The 10115-nt window shown below is 64.2% G+C and carries 15 protein-coding genes and 1 pseudogene; 13 read left to right on the plus strand and 3 right to left on the minus strand.

The genetic code is table 11. The annotated features are described in order from the left end of the window. Window positions 1–644: 644 nt before the first annotated feature. Window positions 645–860 (minus strand): hypothetical protein, encoded by a 216-nt coding sequence (locus tag F6X51_RS27175; RefSeq protein ID WP_150967144.1) that lies wholly within the window; start codon window positions 858–860, stop codon window positions 645–647. A gap of 154 nt (window positions 861–1014) precedes the next feature. Between F6X51_RS27175 and F6X51_RS27180 the strand changes: the two genes are divergently transcribed. After that, window positions 1015–1332: a hypothetical protein gene (locus tag F6X51_RS27180; RefSeq protein WP_150967146.1), complete on the plus strand. Its 318-nt coding sequence runs from the start codon at window positions 1015–1017 to the stop codon at window positions 1330–1332. Window positions 1333–1442: 110 nt separating this feature from the next. Here the strand turns inward: F6X51_RS27180 and F6X51_RS27185 are convergent, their stop codons facing one another. Continuing rightward, the gene (locus tag F6X51_RS27185; RefSeq protein ID WP_150967148.1) at window positions 1443–1673 is read right to left on the minus strand and encodes a hypothetical protein; all 231 of its coding nucleotides are present in this window, start codon (window positions 1671–1673) and stop codon (window positions 1443–1445) included. Window positions 1674–1872: 199 nt separating this feature from the next. Here F6X51_RS27185 and F6X51_RS27190 point away from each other — a divergent pair, with 199 nt between their 5' ends. The 3 genes from F6X51_RS27190 (at window position 1873) to F6X51_RS27200 (ending at window position 3508) form a co-directional block, all read left to right on the plus strand. Beyond that, entirely contained in the window at window positions 1873–2079 is a 207-nt protein-coding gene (locus tag F6X51_RS27190; RefSeq protein ID WP_150967150.1) for a hypothetical protein, read from the plus strand. Between the two features lie 150 nt (window positions 2080–2229). Beyond that, on the plus strand, window positions 2230–2763 hold the full coding sequence (locus tag F6X51_RS27195) for a hypothetical protein (RefSeq protein WP_150967152.1): 534 nt from the start codon (window positions 2230–2232) through the stop codon (window positions 2761–2763). Further along, window positions 2747–3508: a phage terminase large subunit family protein gene (locus tag F6X51_RS27200; protein ID WP_150967154.1), complete on the plus strand. Its 762-nt coding sequence runs from the start codon at window positions 2747–2749 to the stop codon at window positions 3506–3508. The genes F6X51_RS27195 and F6X51_RS27200 overlap by 17 nt, the downstream gene beginning before the upstream one ends. Here the strand turns inward: F6X51_RS27200 and F6X51_RS27205 are convergent. Continuing rightward, a pseudogene (locus F6X51_RS27205) lies at window positions 3440–3877 on the minus strand (helix-turn-helix domain-containing protein); the annotation flags it as partial. The gene F6X51_RS27200 and the pseudogene F6X51_RS27205 sit on opposite strands and share 69 nt — an antisense overlap. Window positions 3878–4080: 203 nt before the next feature. Here F6X51_RS27205 and F6X51_RS27210 point away from each other — a divergent pair. The 9 genes from F6X51_RS27210 (at window position 4081) to F6X51_RS29165 (ending at window position 9434) form a co-directional block, all read left to right on the plus strand. Continuing rightward, entirely contained in the window at window positions 4081–4746 is a 666-nt protein-coding gene (locus F6X51_RS27210; protein ID WP_150967156.1) for a lysozyme, read from the plus strand. Beyond that, window positions 4707–5249 (plus strand): peptidoglycan-binding domain-containing protein, encoded by a 543-nt coding sequence (locus tag F6X51_RS28295; RefSeq protein ID WP_407658694.1) that lies wholly within the window; start codon window positions 4707–4709, stop codon window positions 5247–5249. Before F6X51_RS27210 ends, F6X51_RS28295 begins: the two co-directional genes overlap by 40 nt. 3 nt (window positions 5250–5252) lie before the next feature. Continuing rightward, window positions 5253–5678, plus strand: coding sequence for a hypothetical protein (locus F6X51_RS27220; protein WP_150967158.1), 426 nt, complete (start codon window positions 5253–5255; stop codon window positions 5676–5678). 124 nt (window positions 5679–5802) lie between these two features. After that, on the plus strand, window positions 5803–6003 hold the full coding sequence (locus tag F6X51_RS27225) for a hypothetical protein (protein WP_150967160.1): 201 nt from the start codon (window positions 5803–5805) through the stop codon (window positions 6001–6003). Beyond that, complete coding sequence (locus tag F6X51_RS27230; protein WP_150967162.1) at window positions 6000–6617, plus strand: hypothetical protein; 618 nt, start codon at window positions 6000–6002, stop codon at window positions 6615–6617. Before F6X51_RS27225 ends, F6X51_RS27230 begins: the two co-directional genes overlap by 4 nt. A 371-nt stretch (window positions 6618–6988) precedes the next feature. Continuing rightward, complete coding sequence (locus F6X51_RS27235; RefSeq protein ID WP_150967164.1) at window positions 6989–8140, plus strand: DUF4214 domain-containing protein; 1152 nt, start codon at window positions 6989–6991, stop codon at window positions 8138–8140. Between the two features lie 278 nt (window positions 8141–8418). After that, window positions 8419–9078, plus strand: coding sequence for a CHRD domain-containing protein (locus F6X51_RS27240; protein ID WP_150967167.1), 660 nt, complete (start codon window positions 8419–8421; stop codon window positions 9076–9078). A gap of 61 nt (window positions 9079–9139) precedes the next feature. Then, window positions 9140–9265 (plus strand): DUF4214 domain-containing protein, encoded by a 126-nt coding sequence (locus tag F6X51_RS29160; protein WP_191970303.1) that lies wholly within the window; start codon window positions 9140–9142, stop codon window positions 9263–9265. After that, the gene (locus F6X51_RS29165) at window positions 9219–9434 is read left to right on the plus strand and encodes a DUF4214 domain-containing protein (RefSeq protein ID WP_407658693.1); all 216 of its coding nucleotides are present in this window, start codon (window positions 9219–9221) and stop codon (window positions 9432–9434) included. The genes F6X51_RS29160 and F6X51_RS29165 overlap by 47 nt, the downstream gene beginning before the upstream one ends. The last annotated feature ends 681 nt before the right edge of the window (window positions 9435–10115 follow it).

Raw genomic sequence — 10115 nt, forward strand, 5'->3', positions numbered from 1 at the left:
CTGGGCCATTGCCCAGACTCGCATGCATCACCCGCCTCGTGAATCCTCTGACAGCGTCGCTGCACTAGCACACCGAGAGCATTCCAGGACGGAAAGCGTGCCGCGGCAGTACGCGCCGGTATGTGCAGCGGGAGGCGCTGCAGTGATGGGGCACCGTCACTCAGGTGACAACGCTACCGCATGTTGCGCTTTGTTCGGTCTACTCGCACACGTTTTCGCTCGAACGGAAGAGAAAGCGGAAGAACGGATTCAACCTACCTCCTCTGGTGCCAGGGACGATGGCCGACCTACCGATCCAGCGAGGGACCGCCCGAAGTGCCGCCGGTGCCGGGCGGACCGCCGGTCGCCGTACCGCCGATGTTCACGTCGGGCGTTGTGCCAGGCACCGAGGAGTTGCTCGGGTTGGCCATGTTGCCGGACGTGATGGGGATAGGGCCGAGGTCACGCGCATCGGGTCCGACGCTGCCGGTTCCCGGTGGCGCCTTCACTCCGGTGTTGCCAGCGCCCCCCGTGGGCGCGAGCGTCTCAGCGAGAGCAGGCCCGGCCAGCACAAGGCCGAGGGCTGCCGCGAGAGCGATTGTGGTTCGCATGGTGCTGCTCCGCTTCGTCAGGGTCGCACCCCAACCAGTGGCACGACGTATGGTTCACGCCGCGTAGGGCAGGCCCGGCCGGCCGGTGTCGCAGGCGGGGCAGCGGCGCAAGTGAATGTCGGCCCCGTTCGCGCCGTACTCGTGCTCGCACTCCAGGCACCGCAGCACGTAGGCTTTCTGCAGATGATCCGTGCCCGGCTCATCGGTCTTACGCAGCACCATCTGGTCGTTGCGGTTCACGTATCCAAGCTCGATCGTTCCCATCGACATGTGAGCTTCCTCCTTGCTGTCTCAGGCCAAACACGCCTGTTGATCCGAGGTTTCGCGCGTCGTGGTTACCAGTTGCTTCGACGGGCCGTTGTTCCAGCCGGTCGGATGCCGGCATGGTTAGGATCTGGCTACTACGGTCGATCGAGGTGGATCCATGCCCGAGAAGCCGCACTGCCTCGTCCCCTTCGACCGCCGCGAGGGCCTGACCACGGCCGCGGCTACCGAACGGGCCAAACGCACCGAGCGCACGATTCGGATGTGGTGCCGGGATCACAACATCGGCCGGCATGTCGCCGGTGGTCCATGGCTCGTGTCCAAGGTCGCGCTGGCCATGGTCCTGAATGGCGATGCAGCGGCACTCCGTGCCTACCTCGCTGGCAATCGGCGCAGCCCCGCGGTGGCCAGCTACTTCGCCGCCGAAAGGTTGAGCGATCTCGTGCCCTCCTACAGAGCAGAAGGACACGCGAGATGACGCAGCCTAGTGAAATAAAAAAGTATGCTTCGGCGCAAATGCTGAGACAAATAGTATACAATTGGCGCACAAGTCGATAGTTTTTGTCAGATCGACTTAAGGTTTATCAGCTATCTGCCCATGTTGTAGAGACGGTTAAGATCTTGGTGCGCGCACCTTGAGAAATTGGCCTGCTTATGCCCATCACGCTGGCCCAATTTGTAGGCTTGTCCGGCGGCATCAATGAACTTTGCGTCGCTTTTGGCGAACGCTTCCTTTAATTCATCTCGGCCCTTTACATCTTCGCCTTTGTTAAGACTCCAGTCTAGATCTTCCTTATCTGCTTTCCAGTTGCTGGACATTTTTATCCTCCCAAGCCCCAGTTTGGGCAAGAGGCAGGCTACGCTCCTTTCCAATTCCGTCGAGATGGATCGCCCACCGACACGCCGCCAGAAGGATAGTTGAGCATCTGCTGCTCGCCGCGGAAGTGGTGACGTAGCTCCGAACAATTCACTTCGGGCACGGTCATAGCACCTGATCTCCTGATCCGAGGGCCGAACCGTGCCACTCACCGTCCGCTCGATGACCTTCCCCGAGATGGTCCGCTTCCGGGCCGAGCGAGGCATCGCCACCGCTATCAGCGCCGCCGCTCGACAGACCCGGACCTCGACCTCCGAGTACCTGCGTCGGGCAATGCGCGAGAAGCTGGAGGCCGACGGCGTGAGCCTGCCGCCCCTCGACGGGCCGGGAGACCGGCAGGTGGCGTGATAGTTCAGCAACGAATGGAACTCGCGGGTTCTCCCCGGGCACCCCCACCCTCTGCGGGCAGAGTCGCTCCCGACTTTCGACCCTCTGCAGGTCTGATTTTCGAGGTTCGCAGCGGGCGTCAGCCGGCGTGAATGCGCTGAGATCATCGGGGTGTCCGAGGCGGCGATCCGGAAGGCCATCAAGTCCGGCCGCATCACCGCGCAGCCTGACGGAACGCTAGATCCTGAGGCTGTTCGTGAGGCCTGGATCAGGGGCATGGACCCGGCGCGTACCGCCGTGCGCACAGGTACGCAGGGTGCGCACGCACCCGTTGCGGCGCCGGAGATCCAGGCTCAGGCCGCGGTCGAGGCTGAACTCGCCACCACAAGGGTGCGTGAGATCCTCCGAGCCGAGGGCGTGGTCGTCGAAGGCGAGTTGACCTTCAACCATGCCCGCACGGCCGAGAAGGTCGTCCAGACCTGGCAGCGCGATCAGGCCTACGCCAGGGAGCAGGGCCGGCTCATCTCAGCGGACGAGGCCGAGCGGCGGTGGGCCGACGAGGTCGTGCAGATGCGGGCGCGGTTGCTCGCCATCCCGGGAGAGTGCGCCTTCGAGCTCTCGCACCTGTCGAAGCACGACCTGTCGGTGATTGATCGGATCGTGCGAGACGCCATGACGGCAGCGGCCGATGTCCAACCTGCTTGATCGAACCGCCCGGGCCGCTCGGGCCCGGCTGGTCCCGCCGCCGCGCCTGCCCCTGTCACAGTGGATCGAGCGCCACGTTCAACTGCCGCCCGAGGTCGCGGCGCGCCCGGGCCCGGTTCGGCTCTGCCCATTCCAGCGCGAGATCGCCGATGCGATCAGCGACCCGATCCTCGAGCGCGTCACCGTACGCAAGGCGGCCCGCGTCGGCTACACCACGCTTCTGACAGGGGCCACGGCGAGCTACGTCGCGAACGAACCGGCGCCGATCCTGACGCTGCTGCCGACCGACTATAGCTGTCGGACCTACATCGTCTCAGACTTGGAGCCGATCTTCGACGCCAGCCCGGTCGTCGCCGGCATCCTGTCCATTGCAGCCGACGAGAGGCGGAGGGCGCGACCTCCCGGCTCTCGCCTGCGCAGCCTTCGCGCTGATCCTGCTCGTCGGTGGCGGGCTTCTGGCTCTGCGCGGACAGACGGATGGCGAACGCGACGCGGGCGCCGTCACTGCGCAGATCGCGATGTTCCTCGGGCTGATCGCGGCAGCGTTGGGGCTCTGCGAGTTCGCAGGGCGATGAACGAGCCGGCCTCCATAAAGGCTAAATGGAGGCCAGCTCGCCAGCCGACCGTCTGCCCTAGTGCACTGACTCAGACGGATGGTTCAGGGGATCGGCTGACGGCGGCGAGGATGTCGGTGGCGGGCTTGGTCCAGACGAAAGGTCTGGCACGTCGGTTGTACGGCACGTAACGGGATCCCGACCGCGCGGGCCACGGCACGGCCGGTCCAGTGCGTGACCTCGCCCGGTGGCTCCGAGCAGGTCAGCGCCAGCACCTCGGCCACCGTCTCGGTCGAATGGGGTGGTGTCCCGGGCGGTCGCGTCTTGTCGCGCAACAGCCCTTCGACGCCCGCCTCGGCATAGCGCCGCTGCCAGCGCCACACAGCCGGACGGCTGACGCCCGCCCGCCTGGCGACGTCCTGGACGCTCAAGCGCTCGGCCGAGAGCAGAACGATGCAGGCACGCTGGGTGTGCTCGAGCGGACGGGAGCGATCGCTGGCGATCGCAGCCAGCCGTGCCGCGTTGCTCGCATCGAGGAGCACGCATACCGTCTGAGCCATGGCCCAGACTCGCACGTCTCACCGTGTGCGTGAATCCTCCGTCCGCGTTACTGCACTAGGGATGAAAAAGACCTCGGGACGGCTCCTTAATTTGCATCAACACTTGGCGGCCGTCAGCGACTTGTAGGTCGCCGCACCGCGCGGCTTGACGTGAACACCCGAGCCGGCCGGTCGCCGCGCACCTCCTGACATCGAGAGAACCCATGGCCCTCACCGTCATCGGCCGCGCCGCGCTCGTCGGACGCGAGGCGCTGAAAACCCGCGCCTACAAGGACAGCGTCGGCGTCTGGACCATCGGCGGCGGGCACACCTCGGCGGCGGGCGCGCCCGCGGTGTCGGCCGGCCTCACCATCAGCGAGGCCGAGGTGCTGGAGATCTTCGGACGCGACCTCGTGAAGTTCGAGGCGGCCGTCGATCAGGCCGTGAAGGTGCCGCTCGCCGACCACGAGCGCGACGCGCTGGTCTCGATCTGCTTCAACATCGGCCAGGGCGCCTTCGCCCGCTCGACCTTCGTCAAGCGCCTGAACGCCGGCGACCGCGCGGGCTGCGCCGAGGCGATCATGGCCTGGAAGAAGCCGCCGGAGATCGTCGCGCGCCGCACCGCCGAGCGCGACCGGTTCCTGACCCCCTACAGCACCAGCCTGCCGAAGGCTCGCAGCAGCGACCGCGCGCCCGTGAAGATGGACAGCTCGGCCCCCGTGACCCCCGCCAAACCGAAGAGCGACCGCATGTCCGTCACCGCCAGCACCTGGGCCGAGAAGTCGCTCGCTACGAGATCGAGGCGATCCAGAAGCGCCTGCGCGACCTCGGCGACTACAGCGTCGGCAAGATCGACGGGATCTGGGACCCCTCGACCTCCGGCGCCCTGATCGCGCTGCAGACCCAGGCCGGCATCGCGCCGGACGGGCACTGGGGGCCGCAGTCGAAGGCCGCGCTCGACGACGACGCGAACAGGCGCCGGATTGATCCGGCCCGCGCTGCCACCACCGCGGCGGATTTGCGGGCTCAGGGCTCCGTCATCGCGATCCAGGGCAGCCGGGTAACGTGGTCCTCGGTCTGGCAGATCGTGCTGGGTGCGATGGGCATCTTCCAGTACCTCGCCACGAACTGGCAGGGCAATCTGGACGGCCTGCCGTTCCCCGCGAGCCTGATCCTCGGTGTCCTGCCCCCGTGGGTCGCCCCGGTCCTGATCATCCTGCTCAACGTCTACAACGCGCTCGCCGCCCAGGGCATCGTCAAGGCGCGCGTGGTGGCGGAGCGGACCGGCCTGCACAACGGTGAGCCCGACCCGGCGCCGAGCCCGCCGGTGGCGATGGCGCCCGATGGGCCGCGGCTGGGCGGCCTGCTCGGTTCGTTGTTCGGTGCGCGGTGACCGGTGGGCCCCGCAGAGAAGGCCGCTGCTGACGCGGCAGGCGTCTACCTCAACCAGGGCGTCCTCGGCGCGACCTGCATCGTCTTCATCCTGCTGTTCCTCGGCGCATGCTGGGTCGCTCGCGGACTCTACAACGACCTGAAGGCCTGCAACGCCGTCACCCTCGCCGATCGCGAGAAGCTGATCACGGCCATCGAGGGTGCCCGGGATGAGACCGAGGCTGTGAAGGAGGCGCTGCAGGGCATCCGCCTCGTGCTGGAGGCGCGCGGCCAGGCCATCGGCGAACTCTCGCGTCAGGTCGACAAGGCGGCGACCGAGGCACGCCACAGTCTCGGCAACATCGCCTCGGCCCTCGACGCCATCGCGCGCCGATTGATGGACTGGACGGGCCGCGGCAGAGATCGCGACCGTGACGGGGGCGCCCCATGAAATGGAGGCGCATCATGTCCTGGTTGATCCCGTCCTGCAGCGCGACCGACACCTCGGCCCGGCTCGACGCTGCACTCGAGCAGGCGCGTCATGCCCAGCGGAGACCAAGGAAGCCGCCCGCTCTGTGGTCGAGGTCACGGACGACAGCCGGGCGCGGCTGACGACGATCCGGCGGCAGATCCGTCGCCGCACCGACATCCTGGAGGAGAAGGCCGCGAACAAGCCGGTGCACACCAGCGAAGTCCGGAGCCTCGTCGAGGACATGCTGCGCGGGACGGACGAGCGCGCGATCGAACGCGCCAGGCAAGAGCATCGAGGCCTATGATCTACAACAGCAATACGCCCGATCGCATTCGCGGCAACATCTACCTGTGCCTGATCGTGCTTGTGGTTGGCTACCTGCTCATCAACTTCTTCGTGCCGAACGCGGACATGATCATCGCTGTCCGCTGCATCGCCTGCACCTCGCATGGGGTCGTCCTGTACGTCTACGGGCATGACGCTTGGCTGGCATTCCGCAAGAGAGAGCCGGCCCGATCGGACTACCTGATCCTCGGCATCTGGCTCTCGTTCCTCAGCCAGATCCTGCAGTCGGCCTTCGCGATCCGGTCCCGGCTCTCGGGCATGCAATCGTGGTTCGTCAACGCCGAGATCTGGGCTCCGGCGATCCTGCTCTCGGTGACGGCGGCGGTGCTCCATACGGCGACGCCCGGCGCCCTCGACGGAGTGGTGCCTCGCCGCAACCGCATCGCCATGGGCGTCGGCCTCGGCTTCGCGATCCTGTCCGTGCTCGGCCTCGTCGCCGGCAAGCCGGACATCAGCCCGTATCTCGATCGGGCCCGGCCCTACATCAGCGATTGGTTCACTACGAACGCGCTGTTCCACTCCAGCGAGCCGCCCGAGCCGCCGCGGAACTCCTACGCAGGCGCCGAGGATTGATTACCCCCAGCCACCTCGGCATGGCGCTCCTCGGCGACATCATCATCGGGCTCGCGGTCGCGGTGGTATTGCGGGAGCGGTGGGGTTGAACCGTGCCGCATTCGGCCTGTTGCACCGTATGAGACCTACACTCCGCTCGCCTGAACTCTACTCTGGCTCAGGCTTTCTTTTCTTGAAGACTTAAGTGATGGTCAAATTACGCAAATATGCCGAATTCAATCTGCGGTTGCGTAAATCCGATGTTGATTCATTAAGTAAACGCCGATTAATCATCGGCAGTCCCATTCCGTCACACCGCCTTGCGACTTATGGTTGTGTACCAGCCTGGGAATATCGATTGCCCGGGCCACACCACAACCCAGGGGTAGAAAATGGCATCGCTTCTCGGCGGACTCGGCACCACTGTTGGTAGTATCTTGGGCGGCGGTTTAATTGGCGCTGATAGCGGATCTGCGTCAGGCGGGACTATCCTGAACTTGGACCTCGGCAGCTTAGCCAACATCGGTATCGGTGCAGGTGGTACAACTTCCGTTATCGCGATTAACGGCACCGTCGGAACGACAGCAGTCACTCCAATGTCCCCTATAATTGATCTTGGGATCGATCTTGGCACTGGCTTCACGGGTGGGAACGGTGGCTTGCTCGTGGGTCTGCTGGGCGGGGGAACAACGGGCAACGGTGGCGGCCTCGTTCCAGATACAGTCGATGCGCTACTCGGCACCGTCAGCGACCTTGCCGGGCTTCTCACTGGAGGCAGTACAGGCGGAGGAACAGGAGGCGGTACCGGTGGTGGAACGACGAGCCCTGGCGGCGGCGGCATAATCCCGTCGAACCCTGGTACGCCTGGACAGGTCATCACCGGCACGGAAGGATCCGATACGATCCAAGGCACGGGTGGCAATGATACCATCAAGAGCCTTGGCGGCTACGATGTAATTTTCGGCAACGCCGGCAACGACATCGTCGACGGCGGATCAGGCATCGACACCTTTGTGGTCGGAGGATCTCTCAGTCAGTACAACGCGGCCTCGAAAAACGGCGTGTTTGCCTTGCAGGACAAATTCACCGGCGAGATCGACTACATGGTGAATGTCGAACGCATTCACTTTTCCGACAGTAAGGTCCTCGCCCTCGACTTCAACGGCCATGCAGGCCAAGCCTTTCGTCTCTATCAGGCTGCCCTGGATCGAGGACCTGAGCCAGCTGGTCTCAAGTTCCACGTATCCTGGCTCGACAACGGCGTGAGCCTACACGATGACGCTCAAAGCTTCATCACTTCTCCGGAATTCCAACAAAAGTATGGAGCCAATCTGACCGACCAGCAGTACGTCACGGCTCTCTACCAAAACACGCTCCATCGGCAGCCCGACGCAGTTGGGTTCGCCTATTGGAACAACCAGCTCGCGACGCATGCACAGGATCGTGCGTCAGTGCTAATTGGCTTCTCGGAGAGCCCGGAGAATCATAATCAGACGGATCATCAATTGCAGAACGGCATCCTGCTCGACTACGGCGTCGCCTGATTGAGGAGATCCGACCAGCTGGGTGGCTGGTGACGTGATTGAAATGTCCAGCCCGCCCGGTTCGCCGAGGCGGGCTTTTTCACTCGAAGCCCTAGCTTTGCTATTCAACGACTTGGCCGCGCAACGCCGAATGATTATTCCAGCACAGTAGAAACAATGTAAAATAATTTTTCTTAACTTATATCAAGTGTTATTTTGCCTAAGTGTTGGATGCTGTTCAGTATATCGCAGCGAGCCTTTGTGGTTCTAGATGCCTCCCCTCTTCGATGGAGGTGCACATGGTAGCCGGGTTGAACTACAACGCCTACGCACAAGCCTTCACGCCTTACGCCATCTCGGAGGTGCAGTCCTTCCTGTTCCTGCAGGCGCCCTACTCGCTGTCGCCAACTGGCAGCGGGCCCGCCGCGCCGGAAAACCCTGCCGTCCCCGTGGTCGGAAACGCCACCGAGACCGCCATCGCCCTCTTGAACCCATCCAACAACTCGGGCGTGAGCGGCGAGGCCATCATCCATATCAATCAGCAAACCGGTACCGTCAGCCTTGATGTGGTTGCGAGCGGCCTCACGCCCGGGCAAATCCACCCGCAGCACATCCACGGTTTCGATAATGGGCAGCCATCGCTTCTACCCAACCTCACCCTGGACACGAACCACGACGGCTTGGTCGAGGATCCGGAAGGCGCCCCCGTCATTGGGCCGGTTCTTCTCGCCGGCCATAGCTCGGGAGCCGTCGATCGGATCGAGATCAATACCGACTACCCGACAGCCGACGCCAGCGGCAACCTGCGCTTCCATCAGGACTACCGGTTCAACCTCTCGGATCCCGCACAGGCGCAGATCTTTCAGGAACTGGAGCAGCGGATTGCCGGTCGCGAGTTTCAAATCCACGGCCTGAACGTAGCGCCGGGCCAGGACTCCACTCTGCCCCAGGGCGGCTGATGCGTCACTGCCGGTCGCCAACGGCGCCTTTGTCCCGGTCGTCGATGAGAACACCGCTGGGGTGGCACGCCTCTACGAGGGACTGCTCGACCGGGCTCCGGACCTCCAAGGCTTGGTGTACTGGGCAACTGCTGCTCAGAATGGCGCCTGCTGTGGCAATCGCACAAGCCTTCCTCTTCTCTCCTGAGTATCAGGCGCTACATACAACGCCGCTCACGAATGCGCAGTTCGTGAGCGACCTCTACGAGAATGCGCTCGACCAGGCGTCAGAAGCCGCCGGCCTGCAATTCTGGACGGACGCGTTGGCATTTGGGGCTTCGCGAGCGCAGGTAGCCCTTGGCATCTCCGAGAGTTAGGAGACACAGGAACACTTATCGCTCGGCGTCCAAGACGTCTGGCACATCATCTAAGGATCCGGCTGATGAGTCAGCCGCGATGGGCTTCTTGGTGCGCTGCGCACCGTACCAATGATCGGCTTCCAACATTCAGGGTGTGACACGAAGGCGTCGGCGGTGGGATCCCCGACATGGCCTCGCTGGAACCTTGCCTCTCCCTCCGGCGGGCGGTGCTGGCGGGGCCGCTTCCATCCTACCCGTGCACTCAGCCCCGCAGCCTCACGGCGCGGGCCTCTTATTTCCAGCCCGGTTTCACCTGCGACAGTGTCGGGCTCATTCGGAGGAGGCAGGGTGACGGCGTTGGGTGCTGTCACCACCTAACGTGGCTCTGCCGGCATCAGCCTTCACCCCCTCGGTTAGCGCTGGCGGGGCCACTTTTCGCGCATCCCGTTGACTTGCCCCGCAGCCTCCGGCGCGGGGCGTCTTATTTGCGGTCGCGTTTCACTTGAGACAGTGCTCAAATTCTTGCGCAGGAGCAGGGTGCCTTCGTCGGGTCACGGGCACTCTCCGACGCGGCCCCGCTGGTGACCTCCCCGGTGCTCAGCGCTGGCGGGGCCTATCTCTCATTGACCACTTAGAGCGACATCCGATCAGTTTGCGTCGTAGCCAGCAGAGGCGAGGTAGGCTCGACACTCAGCCGGG

The sequence above is a fragment of the Methylobacterium planeticum genome, assembly GCF_008806345.1.
Lineage (GTDB): Bacteria > Pseudomonadota > Alphaproteobacteria > Rhizobiales > Beijerinckiaceae > Methylobacterium > Methylobacterium planeticum.